The organism is Inquilinus limosus (assembly GCF_051487185.1).
GTDB classification, from domain to species: domain Bacteria; phylum Pseudomonadota; class Alphaproteobacteria; order DSM-16000; family Inquilinaceae; genus Inquilinus; species Inquilinus limosus_F.
In genome coordinates, this window is sequence record NZ_JAHVDK010000021.1 from 130,039 (window position 1) to 150,957 (window position 20,919).

9 protein-coding genes are annotated in these 20,919 nt (G+C 67.1%); 8 read left to right on the forward strand and 1 reads right to left on the reverse strand.

From position 1 onward, the window contains the following. Positions 1 to 46 precede the first annotated feature (46 nt). Complete coding sequence (locus KXR53_RS23140; RefSeq protein WP_437377634.1) at positions 47 to 529, forward strand: MmcB family DNA repair protein; 483 nt, start codon at positions 47 to 49, stop codon at positions 527 to 529. A 1-nt stretch (position 530) separates the two neighbouring features. On the opposite strand, the gene KXR53_RS23145 is transcribed toward KXR53_RS23140, so the two are convergent. Continuing rightward, entirely contained in the window at positions 531 to 1,607 is a 1,077-nt protein-coding gene (locus tag KXR53_RS23145; protein WP_437377635.1) for a LacI family DNA-binding transcriptional regulator, read from the reverse strand. Between the two features lie 514 nt (positions 1,608 to 2,121). On the opposite strand from KXR53_RS23145, the gene KXR53_RS23150 reads away from it, so the two are divergent. The 7 genes from KXR53_RS23150 to KXR53_RS23180 all read left to right on the forward strand — a co-directional run. Further along, the gene (locus tag KXR53_RS23150; protein WP_437377636.1) at positions 2,122 to 4,965 is read left to right on the forward strand and encodes a beta strand repeat-containing protein; all 2,844 of its coding nucleotides are present in this window, start codon (positions 2,122 to 2,124) and stop codon (positions 4,963 to 4,965) included. A gap of 527 nt (positions 4,966 to 5,492) precedes the next feature. Next, positions 5,493 to 7,961 (forward strand): beta strand repeat-containing protein, encoded by a 2,469-nt coding sequence (locus KXR53_RS23155; RefSeq protein WP_437377637.1) that lies wholly within the window; start codon positions 5,493 to 5,495, stop codon positions 7,959 to 7,961. Between the two features lie 407 nt (positions 7,962 to 8,368). Then, on the forward strand, positions 8,369 to 10,870 hold the full coding sequence (locus KXR53_RS23160; RefSeq protein ID WP_437377638.1) for a beta strand repeat-containing protein: 2,502 nt from the start codon (positions 8,369 to 8,371) through the stop codon (positions 10,868 to 10,870). 104 nt (positions 10,871 to 10,974) lie between these two features. Continuing rightward, entirely contained in the window at positions 10,975 to 12,615 is a 1,641-nt protein-coding gene (locus KXR53_RS23165) for a calcium-binding protein (protein WP_437377639.1), read from the forward strand. Positions 12,616 to 13,181: 566 nt separating this feature from the next. Next, positions 13,182 to 15,311, forward strand: a complete 2,130-nt coding sequence (locus KXR53_RS23170; protein ID WP_437377640.1) for a beta strand repeat-containing protein — start codon at positions 13,182 to 13,184, stop codon at positions 15,309 to 15,311. Positions 15,312 to 16,123: 812 nt separating this feature from the next. Next, positions 16,124 to 18,511 carry a calcium-binding protein gene (locus KXR53_RS23175; RefSeq protein ID WP_437377641.1) on the forward strand — a complete coding sequence of 796 codons (2,388 nt, stop codon included), beginning with the start codon at positions 16,124 to 16,126 and terminating at the stop codon, positions 18,509 to 18,511. Between the two features lie 693 nt (positions 18,512 to 19,204). Continuing rightward, positions 19,205 to 20,919 (forward strand): calcium-binding protein (locus tag KXR53_RS23180; protein ID WP_437377642.1); only part of this gene is annotated, 1,715 nt, incomplete at its 3' end.

The window sequence follows — 20,919 nt, forward strand, 5'->3', positions numbered from 1 at the left end:
CTTCGCTCTTGGCGGCGGGCCGGACGGAGTCTAGGATGGTTCCTGCATGGAACAAAGAAGCAACATCGACTCCCTGGCCCGGCTGCAGACGGCGCAGGTCACGCGTGGCGTCCGCCGCTGGTTCGCCGCCGCCGGCCATGCCAGCCTGCCGGAGTTCGGCCTGCCCGACGGCCGCCGCGCCGACATCTTCGCGGTCGATACGGCGGGCGGCATCACCGTGGTCGAGGTCAAGGTCTCGATCGCCGATTTCCGCGGCGACCGGAAATGGCCGAACTACGCCGCCTATTGCGACCGCTTCTGCTTCGCCGTGCCGGAGGATTTCCCGCAGGAGCTGATCGGCCCCGACTGCGGACTGATCGTCGCCGACGGCTTCGACGCCGTGCTGCTGCGGCCGCCGCCGGAACACCGCCTGCCGCCGCCGCGGCGCAAGGCGCTGGTGCTGGACTTCGCCCGGGTCGCGGCCCAGCGCCTGCACCTCTTGGAGGACGAGGGCGCGCTGGTCGGCTGGCGCGGCACAGGGGCGATCTGAGCTACGCCCGCGCCTTTCGTGGCGCGGCCGTGCTGGCCCGCAGCAGCAGCTGGTTCGGCAGGGTCGTCCTGAGCGGGACACCGGCATCGCCGTCCAGCAGCTTCAGCAGGGTGTCCGCGGCCTTCGCCCCGAGCGCCGCGGTCGGCTGCCGGATCGTGCTCAGCGGCGGCTCGCAGAAGGTGCCGACGGGGGCGCCGTCGAAGCCGAGGACGGACAGGTCGCCGGGCACGGCCACGCCCTGCGCCCGCACCGTGCCCATCAAGGCGATGGCGGCGTCGTCCCAGCAGGCGACGGCCGCCGTCGGTCGCCGCTTCAGCGCCAGCCAGGCCCGGGCGGCGTCGATGCCGCTCTGAAAGCCGGTCTGGAACGTCGGGGCGCCGTCGTGGCGGATCACCGCCCGGCCGGGCAGACCGGCCGCCGCCAGCGCCTCGGCCAGGCCGCCGAACCGCTCGACCTCATGATAATTGCCGGCCGGCCCGGCGATGTAGAGGAACGACCGGTGGCCCAGGCCGATCAGCTGCAGCACCGCGTCGCGCATCGCTTCGCGGTCGTCGGCGACCACGCTCGGGATGCCGGCCGCGCTGCGGTCGTTCAGCACCGACACGAGCGGGATGCCGGCGCCGGCGAGCGACCGCCGCCCATGGGACGGCAGCTCCGTTGATCCCAGCACGATCGCGCCGCGGACGATGCCGCCGATCGCCAGGTCGGGAATATGCTTCTCCGCCGCCGCAACACGACTGCGGCTGGCGATGATGAGGTTGAAACCGGCGTCCGAGAGGGTGGCGGCGGCGCTCTGCAGCACCTCGGACATGATCTGCGAGGCATCGTTGGCGATCGCCGGCTGCGACAGCACGGCCATGATGATGTCGGAGGTGCCGATGCGCAGGCTCCGGGCGGCGGCGTTGGGGACGTAGCCGAGCTGCTCGACCGCCGCGATGATCCGGCGCCGGGTCTTCTCGTTGACCCGGCCGGGATTGGCGAGGGCGCGGCTGACCGTCGAGGTCGCCACGCCGGCCAGCCGCGCCACGTCGCGCATGAGCGGGCCGAATGTCTGGCGGTCCCCGGGCCGTCTCCCCATGGTCCTGCTTAGGCTTTCTCTTTTTGCCGCCGCCCGTGCCGCCCGGCGACGGCGCATCGTCGCGAGCAGCAGGGCCGGCGGCCGATGCGGTCGATCGAAAGCCCTCCCATTAGACCCGGAAAAAGACGTTGCAAAGGGCGGTAACGTTGCCATCATCCAGCAATCGTTTGCCGCAGCCCCGGCAGGACGCGTCGCCCGCGCGCGGCACCGGGAGGCGCCTCATCGCACCCGATCTGCGATAAGGTATTCGGCACTTTCGATCCTCGTGGAAATGAAGGTCTCGCGTCGCTGAAGTCAGCCATGACTTCACAAAATCGCCATGCTCGGACAGGAAATTAAAAAACTGGAGATGAGAAATTATCTTTCTTGACAGTTAATCCGATTATATCCGCTATATAGATCAAATTTTTACTTAAAGTCTTGGATCAAGACTCGATAGATTCTTCTGGCACTTTTTCCGGAATCGGATTTTTCTTGCTATGGCGTGGACAAAACTCAATCGAGAGGGATCGCCATGGCGAATATCAACGGTACGGCGGGGAACGACGGTCTCGACACTCTCACCGGTACGGCCACCGCCGACACTATCAACGGCCTGGCCGGCAACGACACCATGGAGGGCTTGGCGGGTGCCGACGTGCTGAACGGCGGCGACGGCATTGACGCCATCAGCTACGGCAACTCGAATGCAGCCGTCGTGATCAACCTGGCCACTGGCGCAGCATCGGGCGGGCATGCCGCGGGCGACAGCTTCACCGGCATCGAGAACGTCGTCGGCAGCGGCTTCAACGACACGCTGACCGGTGATGCCGGGGATAACTGGCTGCATGGCAGCCCCGGCAACGACACCCTCAACGGCGGCGCCGGCGACGATATCCTGTCGGGCGGCAGCGGCGCCGGGACCGGCGCGACCTACGGTGCCGACGTCATGAACGGCGGCGATGGGAATGATACCGTCGACTACAGTCGCGAAGGGCAGCAAGCCGCGGTCAGCGTCAATCTGGAAACCGGTGCCAAGGGCGGCGTGGCCGCTGACGACACCTACACCAGCATTGAGAACGTCACCGGCACCACCTTCAACGACGGCCTGATCGGCGACGCCGGCGCCAACGTCCTCAACGGCCATGACGGCGATGACGGGCTGCGCGGTGGCGTGGGAGCCGACACCCTGATCGGCGGCGCCGGCAATGACACCGCGGGCTACGGGGACTCGGTAGCCGGGGTCACGGTCGATCTCACCACCGGCGCCGGCACCGGCGGCGACGCCGAAGGCGACACGCTGACCGAGATCGAGAACCTGAACGGCTCTGTCCAGGCCGACGACATCCTGATCGGCAACACCGGCGCCAACATCCTGAACGGCCAGGGCGGCGATGACACGCTGCGTGGCGGCGCCGGCGCCGATACCCTCAATGGCGGCGACGGGGACGACTTCGCCAGCTACGAGGGCTCGTCAGCCGCGGTCATGATCGACTTGGCCGCCGCCGTCGCCCAGGGCGGCGACGCCGAGGGCGACACGTTGACCGCGATCGAGAATCTGCGCGGCTCGAGCCACAACGACCGCCTGGCTGGCGCCGCCGGCGCCAACACCCTCGACGGCGGGGACGGCGACGATTCCCTGCAGGGCGGGGCCGGCGCCGACTCCCTCGTTGGCGGCAACGGCAGCGACACGGCCAACTACTCCGGCGAGTCCGTTGCGGTCACGGTGAATCTGGCGACCAACACCGCCAGTGGTGGCAACGCCGTGGGCGACACCTTCACCGGCATCGAGAATCTCGAAGGCACCCTGGTCGGCGACTCGCTGACCGGCGATGGCGGGGCGAATTACATCCACGGCCATCAGGGCGACGACGTCATCAATGGCGGGGGCGGTGACGACCTCCTGTCCGGTGGCAGCGGCCAGGGTCAGAATGGCGGTGGCGCCTTCGGCAACGACGTGATCAACGGCGGCGACGGCAACGACACCGTCGACTACAGCCTCGAAGGGCAGGCCGAGGCGGTGACCGTCAATCTGGCGACCGGTGCTGTCGGCGGCCAGGCCGCGGGCGACACGCTGACCAGCATCGAGAACGCCACCGGCACCATCTTCAACGACAGCCTGATCGGCAGCGACGGCGCCAATGTCCTCAACGGCCATGACGGCGATGACGGGCTGCGCGGCGGCGCCGGCGCCGACAGCCTGATCGGCGGTGCCGGCACCGACACGGCGGGCTATGGGGATTCGGCGGCCGGGGTGACGGTCGACCTCACCGCCGGCACCGGCACCGGCGGCGATGCCGAGGGCGACACGCTGGCGACGATCGAGAACGTCAACGGCTCCGCCTTCAACGACACTCTGATCGGTGCGGCGGGGGCCAATGTGCTGGCCGGCGGCGCCGGCGACGACACGCTCCGCGGCGGCGCGGGTGCCGACACGCTGAACGGCGCCGACGGCTCGGACTTCGCCAGCTATGAAGGCTCGGCCGCCGCGGTCACCGTGAACCTGCAGGCCGCCACCGCCTCGGGCGGCGATGCCCAGGGCGACACGCTGACCGCGATCGAGAACCTCATCGGCTCCGACCACAATGACAGCCTGACCGGCAGCACCGCCAACAACATCTTCCGGGGCGGCGCCGGCACCGACACCATCAATGGCGGCGCCGGCAACGACTCCGTCGATGCCGGCAGCGACAATGACACCGTCAATGGCGGCGTCGGCATCGACTCGCTGTGGGGCGGCGCCGGCGACGACCGGATCGATGGCGGCGACGGCAATGACAGCCTCCAGGGCGCGGCCGGGGCGGATGCCATCACCGGCGGCGCCGGCACCGACGTCGCCTCCTACACCGCCAGCCGCGCCGGGGTGACGGTCGATCTCGCCACCGGCACCGGCAGCGGCGGCGACGCCGAAGGCGACACCCTGACCGGGATCGAGAACCTGGTCGGGTCGAACGCCGCCGACACCCTCAGCGGCGATGGCGGCGCCAATGGCCTCTGGGGCGGCGCCGGCGACGACGTCCTCACCGGCGGCGCCGGGGCCGACGTCCTGAAGGGCGGCGCCGGCAACGACAGCTTCGCCTATGACGCGATAGGCGACAGCACCGTGGCCGCGTCGGGCAAGGACGTGATCGCCGACTTCACGGCCGGCGACCGGATCGACCTGTCCGGCATCGACGCCGACAGCAACACCGGCAACGGCGACACCGCCTTCACCTTCGGCACCGGCAACTTCACCGCCGCCGCCGGGCAGGTGCGGGTGGTGGACTTCGGCGACGGCCGCCAGGGCGTCTATCTCGAGGTCAATGGCGACAAGACGCCGGATGCGATCATCACCGTCTATTCCGACCACGCCCTGACTGCGGCGGATTTCGTGCTGTAGCAGTTTCCTCGGACAGCGTCGGTCGGGTTCGCCGGAGGCGGAGAACCCGACCGACACTTGCAACCTTCCTCGGACCGGGCGCCTGATCCTATGACGCCGTCCCGAGCGGGGGGCGCGGGACGTGGCGATCAGGCGGATGTTGTGGTCGCGGAAGCCATGGGTCTCGAACAACTTCCTGAACCTGCATTTGCCATTGAATGTATCATGACGATTCCTGTCAGTGGAATTAACATTACTCTTGTGACGAAATGATTGTTTGTAGGAATTGAAGCAATAAATCTCTTGTGCGCCGCTCCGAATTTGCTACTGAATCGCTGCAAGTAGGTGGCTCGTCCTACCAACAATGGCGCTTTTGTTGAAACCCCGATTCTGGGGAGTGGATTTGTGCGTACAATATTTACTGACCGGCGGGGCAATATAGCCGAGACGCCGCGAAGGAGATGTTGGAAACGGTCTCTAACTCGTTTCCCACGTCTCCCGCTCTCCCCAAATCGTGACGACATCTCTGACCTTCGAAAGGATTGATCATGCCTGCTTATAATGGCGACGCGAACAACAATACGGTGACCGGCAGCGCCGGCGACGACACCATCTGGGGCTGGGGCGGCAATGACACCCTGAATGGTGGGGCGGGCGACGACGTCCTGAACGGGGGGGTCGGCAGCGACAGGATGATCGGCGGCGACGGCACCGACGCGATCACCTATTCGGACGCGGCCTCGGCCGTCAGCATCAATCTCCAGACCAGTGGCGCGGGCGGCGCCGCCGCCGGAGACACCTGGTCGGGCATCGAGAACGTGACCACCGGCGCCCACAACGACACCATCGTCGGCAATGCGGGTAACAACCAGCTCTGGGGCCTGGGCGGCAACGACAACATCAACGGTGGCGACGGCAACGACAATCTCAACGGCGGCGCGGGCGCGGACAATCTCAACGGCGGGGCCGGCATCGACCTGCTCAGCTACTGGAGCGCGACGGTCGGTGTCTCGATCAACCTCACCGCGGGCACGGCCAGCGGAGGCGACGCGGCCGGCGACACCTATTCGAATATCGAGAATGTCTGGGGCTCCCTGGCTGCCGACACCCTGATCGGCAACGCGGTCGCGAACAACCTGTCGGGCGACGACGGCAACGACACCATCCGCGGCGCGGGCGGGAACGATACGCTCAGTGGCGGAGACGGCAACGACATCGTCGCCGGCGAGGCGGGAGAAGACGACCTGTACGGCGGCGCGGGCAGCGACAATCTCAACGGCGGAACCGAGAACGACACCATCTACGCCCAGGACGGCACCGACACTCTCGTCGGGGATGCGGGGGATGACCTGCTGTTCGGCGGCTCCGGCGGCGACAACATCAATGGCGGGGCCGGCATCGATACGGCCAGCTACACCACCGGGGCCGTAGCTGTGAGCGTCAATCTGACCGCCGGCACCGGCTCCGGGGGCGATGCCGCCGGCGACACGCTGACGAATATCGAGAATGTGAGCGGCACCACGGCCAACGACACCCTGATCGGCAACGCGGCAGCGAATCTGCTGTGGGGCGGCGACGGCAGCGACAATCTGCAGGGCCGTGACGGCAATGATACTCTGCAAGGTGCCGACGGCAACGACACCCTCTATGGCGAGGTCGGAACCGATGCCCTCAGCGGTGGTGAAGGCAATGACAACCTGATCGGTGGTGCCGGCAACGACACCCTCAACGGTGGCAACGGCATCGATCTGGCGAACTACAGCACGTCCACGGCCGGTGTGACGGTCAATCTTGCCACGGCCACCGGCACCGGCCTCGGCGGCGACGCGCAGGGGGACACGCTGGTCGGGATCGAGAACCTCCTCGGCTCGAACCACAATGACTATCTCTACGGCAGCGCGGCCGCCAACTCGATCAACGGCGGCGACGGCAACGATACGCTGCGCGGCGGCGCTGGCGCCGACAACATCAACGGCGGCAACGGCTCGGATTTCGCCAACTACCAGGGTTCGACGGTCGCGGTGACGGTCAACCTGCTCGCCAACACCGCCGCGGGCGGCGACGCCCAGGGTGACGTGCTGACCGCCATCGAGAACCTGTACGGCTCCAGCCACAATGACAGCCTGACCGGCAGCAACGCGCGCAACATCATCGGCGGCGAGTTCGGCAACGACACCATCATTGGCAATGGCGGCGACGACTCGCTCTCGGGCGAGGCCGGCGACGACAATCTCAGCGGCGGTGACGGCAACGACCGGCTCGTCGGTGCGGGCGGGATCGACACCATCCGTGGCGGCATCGGCAACGACTCCATCGATGCCGGCAGCGAGAACGACACCGTCTTCGGCGAGGCCGGCCACGACGTGGTCTATGGCGGCGCCGGGGACGACCAGATCGACGGCGGCGACGACAACGACTACATCACCGGCGGGGCCGGGGCGGACGCCATCACCGGCGGCGCCGGGGTCGACACCGCCAGCTATGCCGGATCGGCCGTCGCGGTGGTGGTGGACCTGGCGGCCGGCACGGCCAGCGGCGGCGACGCCGCGGGCGACACCCTGACCGGGATCGAGCAGGCCATGGGCTCGGGCCTGAACGACACCCTGACCGGCGCCGCCGGCAACAACGCGCTCTGGGGCGGCGCCGGCGATGACGTGCTCACCGGCGGGGCGGGGGCCGACACGCTGAAGGGTGGCGCCGGCAACGACAGCTTCGTCTACACCGCGATCGGCGACAGCACCGTGGCGCCGGCCGGCAAGGACGTGATCGCCGACTTCGCGACCGGCGACCGGATCGATCTGTCCGGCATCGACGCCGACGGCAACTCGGCCAACGGCGACACCGCCTTCAGCTTCGGTGCCGGCGGCTTCACCGGCGTCGCGGGCCAGCTGCGGGTGGTCGATTTCGGCGACGGCCGCCAGGGCGTCTATCTCGACGCCAATGGCGACAGCAGCCCGGACTCGATCATCACCGTCTACTCCGACCACGCCCTGACCGCAGCAGATTTCGTGCTGTAACGGCTAAGGAGGCCGGGCGCTCCCCAGGCGCCCGGCCACATTTCATTCCAAATGAATAAAATGATCGATAAATATTATATTATGATATAGTATATTCTGTGACAATCTCTCTTTTCTTCTGATCATTATCTCAGAATAGGTCTAAGAATTTCCGAGGACCTGCAACAAAGTCACTTGCCAATCCTTCGGCCCTAGCCGATAAATTGATCTGATAGGCGATTCATCCTACCTATCTTGACATTTTTGTTTAAACCTCGATTCCGAGGAGCTTTTCGCGCAGACGCCACCTGCGCCGGTGGGAACGATCCAATCCAACCAATCGTGAGAGGGAGCCAGGGCCACCTCCGGCGATGCGCGGAGTCCTGATCCCGTGACGGCAGCGCTGACTTCGACGAAGGGAACATGTCATGGCGATTATCACCGGCACGGAAGGGCCGGACGACAACCTGATCGGTGGCGCCGAAGACGACACCATCAACGGCTTGGGCGGCAACGACGGCAACGTCACGGCGCTGAACGGCGGCGCCGGCAATGACATCGTGAACGGCGATGCCGGCAACGACGTCCTCGTGGGTGGCACGGGCGCGGACCAGCTCAACGGCGGCGACGGTGTCGACAACGTCAATTACGGCCAGGAGACGCAGACCGCCGGGATCGTCATCAACCTGGTGACCAATGCCAATGGCGGTCAGGCCGCGGGCGACGTGCTGACAGGCGTCGAAGGCGTGATCGGCACCAATTTCGCCGATTTGATGACCGGCGACGGCGCGAACAACTACTTCAATGGCGGGCTGGGCGATGACACGCTGAGCAGCGGTGCCGGCAATGACACCCTGGTTGGCGGGGCCGGCGCCGATACCCTCGACGGCGGCGACGGGATCGATCTTGTCGCCTATTATTTTGAAGGCCCGGCCTCGGGCGTCTCGGTCAATCTGGAGACGGGCACCACCGGCGGCGCGGCGGCAGGCGACACGCTGACCAGTATCGAGCAGCTCGCCGGCACCGACTTCGCCGACACGCTGACCGGCGATGCCGGGGACAACAACCTCACGGGTCGGGCAGGTGACGACGTCCTGGTCGGTGGCGACGGAAACGATGTGCTGGCAGGGGGGGCCGGCGGCGATTCCCTCGACGGCGGCAACGGGACCGACTGGGCCTGGTACGCGGAAGAGACGTCCGGGGTCAGGGTCAATCTGGCGACCAACGCCAATGGCGGCGGGGCTGCGGGCGATTCGCTGACCAGCATCGAGGTCATCGTCGGCTCCCAATTCGCCGACACGCTGACCGGCGATGCCGGGGACAACACCCTCAACGGCCAGGCCGGCAGCGACATCCTGTCCGGCGGGGACGGCAATGATGTCCTGGTCGGGGCGGATGCCGGCCCCGATTCCCTCGACGGCGGCAATGGCAGCGACACGGTCTGGTACGGCGACGGCGCCGCGGTCCAGATCAATCTGGCGACCGGCTTCACGGGCGGTGCCGCCGCGGGCGACACGCTGACGAGCATCGAGAGTCTCATCGGCTCCAACTTCGTCGACACGCTGGTCGGCAATGCCGTGGCGAACTCCCTGAACGGCGGCGCGGGCGACGACGTGCTCGACGGCGCCGGCGGGGCGGACGCCCTATTCGGCGCGGACGGCGACGACACGGCGTACTATGTGAACTCTGCGGCCGGGGTCACGGTCGACCTGGCCGCCGGCACCGGCGCCGGCGGCGACGCCGAAGGCGACACGCTGGCCGCGATCGAGAGGGTCTCCGGCTCCGCCTTCGTCGACCATCTCTACGGCAGCGCGGACGCCAACGTGCTCAATGGCCAAGCCGGCGACGACACGCTCCGCGGCGGCGCGGGCGCGGACCAGCTGATCGGCGGCGACGGCTCGGACTTCGCCAACTACCAGGGCTCGGCCGCGGCGGTGACCGTCGACCTGCTGGCCGGCACCGCCTCGGGCGGCGACGCCGCGGGTGACACGCTCGCCGGCATCGAGAACCTCTACGGCTCCAGCAACGCCGACACCCTGACCGGCGACAACGGCCGCAACATCATCGGCGGCGAGCTCGGCAACGACACGATCGTCGGCAATGGCGGCGGCGACTCGCTCTCCGGCGAGGCGGGCGACGACAATCTCGACGGCGGCGACGGCAACGACCGGCTCGTCGGCGGGGCCGGCGTCGACACCATCCATGGGGGCATCGGCAACGACTCGATCGACGGCGGCAGCGAGAGCGACGTCATCTTCGGCGAGGCCGGCGACGACACCATCTATGGCGGCTTCGACAGCGACCAGATCGATGGCGGCGACGGCAATGACTACATCGAGGGGGCGGCCGGGGCCGATGCCATCACCGGCGGCGCCGGCATCGACACCGCGGTCTACAGCCGCTCCTTCGGGCCCGTGAACGTCAATCTGGCGGCCGGCACCGGCACCGGCGGCGACGCCGCGGGCGACACGCTGACCGGGATCGAGCAGGTGGTGGGGTCGAACTTCAATGACAGCCTGGAAGGCGACGCCGGCAACAACACCCTCTGGGGGGGTGCCGGAGACGACCTGCTCGCCGGGGGCGTCGGCGCCGACCTGCTGAAGGGCGGTGGGGACAGCGATACCTTCGCCTACCGCAGCGTCGCCGAGAGCACCGTGGCGGCGTCCGGTAAGGACACGATCGCGGACTTCTCCACCGGCGACAGGATCGACCTGACCGGCATCGACGCCGACGGCAACTCCGACAACGGCGACACCGCCTTCAGCTTCGGCACCGGCGGCTTCACCGGTGTGGCGGGCGAGCTGCGGGTGGTCGATTTCGGCGACGGCCGCCAGGGCGTCTATCTCGACGTCAACGGCGACAGGAGCCCGGACTCGATCATCACCGTCTATGCCGACCACGCCCTGACCGCGGCGGATTTCGTGCTGTAGCGAACCACCGGACCGGGTGGCCACAAGCGCCCGGTCCTTCGGCGCCGGTCTTTTTTTGACGCCGGCGGGAACGACAACCAGACAAATCTCGGAGAGACGCGACAATGGCGATTTGGAACGGCACGGACGGTGCGGACGAGTACTTCGCCACCGCTGAGGACGACACCATCAATGGCCTGGGTGGCAACGACCGTCTGATCGGCATGCAGGGAAATGATGTCGTCAACGGCGACGCGGGAGACGATGAGCTGCACGGCAGCTGGGGCAACGACACGCTCAACGGCGGGGACGGCTTCGACATCATCGCCTATCTGAACTCGGATGCCGCCGTCACGGTCAATCTCGGCACCGGCGGGGCGGCGGGGGGCTATGCCGAGGGGGACCAGTTCTCCGGCATCGAAGGCGTGAGCGGCAGCCAATTGAACGACGCCCTGTGGGGCGATGCGGCTGCAAACACGCTCTTGGGCATCGAGGGCGATGACCGGCTCATCGGCATGGAAGGAGATGATGTCATCGATGGCGGCGCGGGCAACGACGAGCTGCACGGCAGTTGGGGCGCCGACACGCTCAATGGCGGGGCCGGCATCGACCTCATCGCCTATCTCAACTCGTATGAAGGTGTCACGGTCAATCTCGCCACCGGCGAGGCGGCCGGAGGCTATGCCGCAGGGGACCAGTGGACCGGCATCGAGGGCGTGAGCGGCAGCCAGCTGAACGACACCTTGACCGGTGATGCGGCGGCAAACACGCTCATTGCTCTCGAGGGCGATGATGTCCTGACCGGCGGCGCCGGCGCGGACGCGCTGGATGGCGGCGCCGGCTCGGATTTCGCCAGCTATGAGGGCTCGGTCGCGGCGGTGACCGTGGACCTGGTGGCCGGCACCGGCACCGGCGGCGACGCCGAGGGCGACACGCTGACCGGCATCGAGCACCTCATCGGCTCCAGCTTCGACGACAGCCTGACTGGCAGTGACATCGCCAACATCATCCGTGGCGGCGCCGGGATCGACGCGATCAATGGCGGCGGCGGCAACGACTCCGTCGATGCCGGCAGCGAGAACGACGTCGTCTCCGGCGGCGTCGGCACCGACTCGCTCTGGGGCGGCGCTGGCGATGACGAGATCGACGGCGGCGACGGCAATGACAGCCTCCAGGGCGCGGCCGGGGCCGATGCCCTGACCGGCGGCGCCGGCATCGACGTCGCCTCCTACACCGCCAGCCGCGCCGGGGTGACGGTCGACCTCGCCGCCGGCACCGGCACCGGCGGCGATGCCGAGGGTGACACCCTGACCGGGATCGAGAACCTGGTCGGGTCCACCTACAATGACATCCTGTCCGGTGATGGCGGCGCCAACGGCCTCTGGGGCGGCGCCGGCGACGACGTGCTCTCCGGCGGGGCGGGGGCCGACACGCTGAAGGGCGGCGCTGGCAATGACAGCTTCGCCTATGACGCGATCGGCGACAGCACCGTGGCCGCCTCGGGCAAGGACGTGATCGCCGACTTCACGACCGGCGACAAGATCGACCTGTCCGGGATCGACGCCGACGGCAACTCGGCCACTGGCGACACCGCCTTCACCTTCGGCACCGGCAACTTCACCGCCGCCGCCGGGCAGGTGCGGGTGGTCGATTTCGGCGATGGCCGCCAGGGCGTATATCTCGAGGTCAATGGCGACAAGACGCCGGATGCGATCATCACCGTCTACTCCGACCACGCCCTGACTGCGGCGGATTTCGTGCTGTAACAGCTAAGGGGACCGGGCGCCCTCGCAGGCACCCGGTCCTGCTCTTCGGCCGCCCGGGCGCAGGGAAGTGTCGGCCGACCTCCCGAATGGCGGCTCCTCGATCGTCATCGACGGTGTCGACGGGATGCCCTCGGATTCCTCCTCCGCGTACAGAAGAATCGGATCCCGCGATTCGCCGCCACAGGCCATCGCAAGCTCGCTGTCGAGGGGCACTGAGCATTGTATCAGTACATCAAATGACAACCAGGTTGCGGCTTTTGATTTTTTCTTCTCGATCGGGCGCACGGATGATGACGTCTGGCGTGGCTCGGCTGAAAGCATGTTTCTGACTATTTTCCTATAATTTTGTCTATCCGGTTGCGCGACAATTCCTCTGGATTTTTTTCCGGAAACCGCCTCTGTCTTTGTCTGAGCCGCACGTGGAAGGGGATAGGAATCCCGTCGGGGCGGGTGTTCCGGCCGCTTGGCCGTGTGGCTGGCACTAGGATCTTCTTCTTGATGCCTTTCGGCTTTTCCGGATCCGTGACGCCGTCGCGGTATCTCTGACATTGAAAGGAGAATTTACGGTGGCGACCATCAACGGCACTGCGGGCGACGACGGCCTGACTGGCACGGCCAGCGCGGACACCATCAATGGCTTCGCGGGCGACGACCTGCTGCAGGGTGCGGGCGGCAACGACGCACTGAATGGCGGCGACGGCAACGACTTCCTCAACGGGGGTGCCGGCGACGACACGCTCAATGGCGGGGACGGCAATGACCGGTTTCTCGGAGGCCCTGGCGCCGATTCCTACATCGGGGGCGCTGGAACCAACGACCATGTCGATTACAGCGCTGAGGATGTCGCGGTCTCGGTGAGCCTGCTCACCGGCGCGACGGCGGGCGCTGCGGCCGGCGATACCTTCAACGGCATCGAAAGCCTGGTTGGCTCGAACTTCAACGACACGTTGGCCGGCGACAGCGGCAGCAACGGCATCACCGGCGGTGCCGGCAATGACGCCCTGAGTGGCAACGGTGGAAACGATTTCCTGGCCGGTGGGGCCGGTAGCGACACTCTCAACGGTGGCGACGGCAACGACGGGCTTTCCGGTGGCGCCGGGGCCGACAATTTCATCGGCGGCGCCGGCACCGACCTCGCGAATTACGGCACGACCGACACGACCTCGGGCGTGATCGTCAATCTGTCGACCGGTGGTGCGGCAGGCGGTGCCGCCGGCGACACGTTCAGCAGCGTCGAGAACATCCTCGGTTCGGTGTTCGATGACCAGCTGACCGGCGACGAGGCCAACAACAGCCTCAACGGCAATGACGGCGACGACAACCTCTGGGGTGCCCTCGGAGACGACACGCTGGTCGGCGGCGCCGGGACGGACTCGCTGATCGGTGACGCCGGGATCGACACGCTGAATGGCGGGGACGGCAATGATCGCATGATCGGGGGAGCCGGGGCCGATGTGTTCATTGGCGGCGCCGGAACCAACGACCACGCCGACTACAGCACCGCCCACACGACCGGGGCCGTCTCGGTCAATCTGCTGACCGGCGAGGTCGCCGGCGGTGCCGCCGGGGACACCTTCGATGGCGTCGAAAGCCTTATCGGCACCCAGCTCGCCGACACGCTGATCGGCAATGACGCCGCCAACGGCTTCACCGGCGGCGGCGGGAACGATCGGCTCGAGGGCGGTGCGGGAGACGACTTCCTGAATTCCGATGCCGGCGACGACACGGTGCTGGGCGGTGCCGGCGCCGATGCGCTGAACGGCGGCGACGGCTCGGATTTCGCCAGCTATGAGGGCTCGGCCGCGGCGGTGACCGTGGACCTGGTGGCCGGCACCGGCACCGGCGGCGACGCCGAGGGCGACAGGCTGACCAATATCGAGAACCTCATCGGCTCCAGCCACGACGACCAGCTCACCGGCAGCGATGGCGCGAACATCATCCGCGGCGCCGCCGGGGTCGACACCATCAACGGCGGCGGCGGCAACGACTCCGTCGATGCCGGCAGCGAGAATGACACCGTCAATGGCGGGGCCGGCATCGACTCGCTCTGGGGCGGCGCCGGCGACGACCGGATCGACGGCGGCGACGGCAATGACAGCCTCCAGGGCGCGGCCGGGGCGGATGCCCTGACCGGCGGCGCCGGCACCGACGTCGCCTCCTACACCGCCAGCCGCGCCGGGGTCACGGTCGACCTCGCCACCGGCACCGGCAGCGGCGGCGACGCCGAAGGCGACACCCTGACCGGGATCGAGAACCTGGTCGGGTCCAACGCCGCCGACACCCTGTCCGGCGATGGCGGCGCCAACGGCCTCTGGGGCGGCGCCGGCGACGACGTGCTCACCGGCGGGGCCGGGGCCGACACGCTGAAGGGCGGGGCCGGCAACGACAGCTTCGTCTACGCCGCGATCGGCGACAGCACGGTGGCTGCCTCGGGCAAGGATGTGATCGCGGACTTCTCGACCGGCGACAGAATCGACCTGTCCGGGATCGATGCCGACGGCGATGCCGGCAATGGCGACACCGCCTTCAGCTTCGGCACCGGCGGCTTCACCGGCACGGCGGGCGAGCTGCGGGTGGTCGATTTCGGCGATGGCCGCCAGGGCGTCTATCTCGACGCCAATGGCGACAAGACGGCGGATGCGATCATCACCGTCTATGCCGACCACGCCCTCGTGGCGGCGGATTTCGTGCTGTAGCCTCGCTTCGGACCGGGCGCCGTCGCAGGCGCCTGGTCCTGCTGCGCCGACTGGCGGCCATCGGGTGTGCCAGCGGCTCGGGTCGAGCTTGATTGCTCGCCGGTCGGCGAGCCCCACGATGCGTGGGTCGAGGCCCGACACCTGCTCCCCGGCTACCATCCGGGGCCAAGAACAGAGCGGCCTCTCGTTGGTGACCGCGCGGGAGCTGCCGTAGGGCAGCCGGTGATGGCCGGCTCCAGCCTCCGGATCTCGAACAGGTAAAATCGGATCGAGGCACGGCAAGCGCGGGTGCGCCTCCATCCGATCATCTGAGATCGTTGGGCTAAATATCCTAGATCGATTGGTATCTTGGTCTGAGCAATGAGGACCTGTGGATCGTCACTCCAAAACCGCGATATCTTCATCAAAGTTCGTTTATTTCGGTTGAAGAAAATTTCATTTCTATAAACGCGGGAAACAAACGTCTTGCCGGTTGCACAGAATCTGTGATTTGTTACGCATAATAGGGGGAAAGGTCCTACCTATTGCGACAATTTTACTAAACCTGCGCTTCGCAGGATAGATCTCCTTGCGTGCAATTAATCCGGCGGCACCGGGGGGCGGTACTCAGGCGAAATCTGATGGGAAGTGCGGCCAATGGCGGTTTCCAACGGAGACAGCGGCCCCAACGCACTCAGCGGCAAGGGGGCGGCCGATCGACTCTACGGCACTGGCGGGAACGATACCCCCGCGCCGTCACAGTATCTCTGCTTTGAAGGAGGGGCGCTCATGGCCGAACCACGTATCACCGAAACGCTCAGGAGGACACACTAATGCCTACATACAACGGATCCGATCTTGAAGACGACACCCTGACTGGATCGCTCGAGGCGGACATAATTAACGGTTTTGGTGGTAACGACGTCCTCACTGGCCGCGCCGGAGCAGACACTCTCAACGGTGGAGCCGGCGAGGACTGGGCGAACTATGCCAGTTCGAGCGCGGCCGTGGTGGTCAATCTCACCAACGACAACGCGATCGGAGGTGATGCCGCGGGCGACGAACTGAACGGCATCGAGCACCTGAACGGTAGCAATTTCAACGACTCCCTGATCGGTGACGCGTTAACCAACCGGCTCTGGGGTGGCGATGGCAATGACACTCTGGGCGGCGCTGATGGAGATGACGTCCTGCAGGCCGGGGACGGTGTGGACACCCTTAATGGGGGAAATGGCGACGACTTTATGCAAGGCGGCGCGGGTGCGGACACCCTCAACGGGGGAGCCGGCTCGGATGTAGCCGACTATGTGAATTCCACGGCCGCGGTAATCGTCAATCTCACCACCGGCACCGGGGCCGGGGGAGAGGCCGCCGGCGACACGTATACGGGCATCGAGAGGGTGAACGGCTCCGCGTTCAACGACACTCTCGTCGGCGACGAGCTCGACAATATTCTGACGGGCTTCGACGGAGCGGATAATCTCCGCGGCGCCGCCGGAAACGACAGCCTGGTAGGTGCGGACGGAGCGGACACCCTCGACGGCGGGGACGGAGACGACGTGCTCACCGGTGGGACCGGCGCAGACGCGCTCACTGGTGGGGCTGGAAATGACACGGCGGCCTATTTCAACGCGGCTGCCGCTGTGAACGCCAATCTCGCCACCGGCGTTGGAGCCGCGGGCGACGCCGCGGGCGACACCTACTCGGGCATTGAGAATCTGCAGGGCAGCCAGCACGACGATTTCCTGACCGGCGATGCGGCGGTGAACAGGCTCTTCGGGAGGGAAGGCGACGATACCCTTCGTGGCGGTGGCGGCGATGACACCCTCGGCGGCATGACGGGCAACGACGTCATCTTCGGCGACGACGGCGCCGATGCGCTCATTGGGGCAGACGGCAATGACAACCTGGTCGGCGGCGCGGGCGCGGATACCATCAACGGCGGCGTTGGCATCGACCTTGCTAACTATTCGACGTCGGCGGCCGCGGTCATCATCGATCTCGCTGCCAACACTGTGTCCGGCGGTGACGCAGAAGGCGACACGCTGGTCGATATCGAAAACCTGTTCGGCTCGGAGCATAACGACCGTCTCTACGGCAATGCCGAGGCGAACGCGATCAGCGGATTCCATGGAAACGATACCCTCCGTGGCGGCGCGGGTGCTGATGCGCTCAACGGCGGCGGCGGCTCGGACTTCGCCAACTATCAGGGCTCGGCCGCGGCGGTCACCGTCAACTTGGTGGCGGGCACCGGCACCGGCGGCGATGCGCAGGGCGACACGCTGACCGACATCGAGAACCTGTACGGCTCGAGCAACAACGACAGCCTGACCGGCAACGACGTCCGCAACATCATCGGCGGCGAGCTTGGCAACGACACCATCGTCGGCAATGGCGGCGACGACGCGCTCTCGGGCGAGGACGGCGACGACAGCCTGAACGGCGGCGACGGCAGCGACCGTCTCGTCGGCGGTGCCGGCATCGACACCATCCGCGGCGGCATCGGCAACGACTCGGTCGATGCCGGCAGCGAGAACGACATCGTCTTCGGCGAGGCCGGGGACGACTCGGTCTATGGCGGTGCTGGCGACGACCAGATCGATGGCGGCGACGGCAACGACTTCATCCAGGGGGCGGCCGGGGCCGATGCCATCACCGGCGGCGCCGACACCGACACGGCGGTCTATTCCGCTTCCGCCGCCGCCGTGACCATCGATCTCGCCGCCGGAACGGCCAGCGGCGGCGACGCCACGGGCGACACCCTGACCGGGATCGAGCAGCTCATGGGCTCGGGTCTGAACGATACGCTGACCGGCGATGCCGCCGACAACACCCTCTGGGGCCTGGCCGGCGACGACGTGCTCACCGGCGGGGCGGGGGCCGACACGCTGAAGGGTGGGGCCGGCAATGACCGCTTCGTCTACGCCGCGATCGGCGACAGCACGGTGGCGGCATCCGGCAAGGACGTGATCGCCGACTTCGCGACCGGCGACCGGATCGACCTGTCGGTGATCGACGCCGACGGCAACCCCGGCAACGGCGACACCGCCTTCACCTTCGGCACCGGCGGTTTCACCGGCACGGCGGGCGAGCTGCGGGTGGTCGATTTCGGCGATGGCCGCCAGGGCGTCTATCTCGACACCAACGGCGACAGCACGGCGGATGCGATCATCACCGTCTATGCCGGCCAAGCCCTCGTGGCGGCGGATTTCGTGCTCTAGCTTCGCTTCGGACCGGGCGCCGTCGTAGGCGCCCGGTTGTTTTCACTGTGAAGTCCGGGCGCTCGCGGCCGTCGGCCGGGAGGCCCGGCCCGGGACACTGTCGGGTTGCCCACGACCGATGGCAAGATTGTTCACGCAGCCTGAGGGCTCTTGGCGACGAAAACAGTGTCGGACGGATCGAGCCCTACGGCGTCCAGCATCGCGCCATAGATCCGCCAAGCGACATCGGGCGGAACCCCGCCGGCATGGGTACCGGCGGCGAGCATCTGGCTGTTCGGCTTCCGGGGAACCCGCCTCGGCGCGGCGTGCCTATTGTCCTCGGGCTGCTGCGGCCCGTCCCTGCGGAAACTGGATGGACACGTCATGCGTGATCCAGCCTGGGATATTAATACAATTTTATGCAATATTTTAAACTCTGCTCCTCATGTCAATGCCGTCTGTCCGTTCAGGATCGGTAATCCTGATGCGGGCCTGCGCGATTGTGTCAGGACATTTTGATATCCTCACTCCTAGACACAAATTGCCGAGTGCATGAAATTTTTGAAGTTAACAAATGATAATGTTTAAGGAAGGCCGATTCTACTTAAAGCTAGGAGCATTTGAGCAATTCGAATCGCTCTAGTCTTCCGAAGCGGCCGTGATACGGTATGGACGCATATTCCCATTCAAGAATAGTGATGAGGGGACTCTCATATGGCGGATTTCAACGGCACAGCCGGGAACGATTCCTTTACCGGGACGGCTGATGCCGAAACCATCAACGGTCTGGGCGGCAATGACACGCTGATGGGCGCCGCGGGCGACGACACGATCGACGGCGGTGACGGCAACGACCTCATCACCGGCGGTTCGGGTGCGGACACGATCATCGGCGGGGACGGCATCGACAGGGCCGATTGGTGGCGCGAGAACGCGCCCTCAGCCGGGGCCATCGTCAACCTGGAGACAGGCGCGACCGGCGGGGCGGCGGCCGGCGACACCGTGTCGGGAATCGAGAATCTCGAAGGCAATGATCTCGCCGACATTCTTACCGGCGATGCCGGGTCCAATCTGTTCATGGGTCACGCCGGGAATGACACCTTCTTCGGCGGCGATGGAAATGACATCCTGTCGGGCGGATCCGGCGCCGACGCGATGGACGGTGGCGCCGGGATCGACACGGTCGATTATAGCCTCGAAGGGCAAGCCACTGCGGTCACGGTCAACCTGGCGACCGGTGCAGCGAGCGGCCAAGCCGTGGGCGACACATTCATCAGCATCGAGAACGTCACCGGGGGTGCTTTCAACGACACGTTGACCGGCGATGCGGGAGCCAATGTGCTGAGCGGCCAAGGCAACAACGACACTCTCAGCGGCGGCGCTGGGGCCGACAGCCTCATCGGTGGCTTCGGCACCGACACGGCGAACTACGCGGCGTCGGCGGCCGGGGTCACGGTCGACCTGAGCGCCGGCACCGGGAGCGGCGGCGACGCCGAGGGCGATACGCTGAGCGGGATCGAGAACGCCACTGGGTCGAATTTCGCGGACCGCCTTTATGGCGACGCAGCGGTCAACGGGCTCCTGGGCGGCGACGGCGACGACACTCTCCGCGGTGGCGCGGGCGCCGACAACCTCAACGGCGGTGCTGGATCGGATTTCGCGAATTACCAGGGCTCGGCCACCGCGGTGACCGTCGACCTGCTGGCCGGCACCGCCTCGGGCGGCGATGCCCAGGGCGACACGCTGACCAGCATCGAGAACCTGTACGGCTCCAGCCACGACGACAGCCTGACCGGCAACGGCCTCCGCAACATCATCGGCGGCGAGCTCGGCAACGACACGCTCGTCGGCCTCGGCGGCGACGACAGCCTCTCCGGCGAGGCCGGCGACGACAGCCTCGACGGCGGCGACGGCAACGACCGGCTCGTCGGCGGCGCCGGGATCGACACCATCCATGGCGGCATCGGCGCCGACTCCATTGATGCCGGCAGCGAGAACGACATCGTCTTCGGCGAGGCCGACAACGACACGATCCATGGCGGCGCCGGCGACGACCAGATCGACGGCGGCGACGGCAACGATGTCGTCCAGGGCGCGGCCGGGGCCGATGCGCTGACCGGCGGCGCCGGGATCGACACCGCCTACTACAGCGCCAGCGCGGCCGCGGTGACGGTCGATCTCGCGGCCGGCACTGGCCTCGGCGGCGACGCCGGGGGCGACACCTTGGCCGGCATCGAGCAGGTCTACGGCTCGAGCTTCGACGACCACCTGACCGGCGATGCCGGCAACAACACCCTCTGGGGCGGCGCCGGCGACGACACGCTCAGCGGCGGGATCGGCGCCGACTTCCTGAAGGGCGGGGCCGGCAACGACGTCTTCGCCTATTCGGACGTGGCACAGAGCACGGTCGCCTATTCGGGCAAGGACAC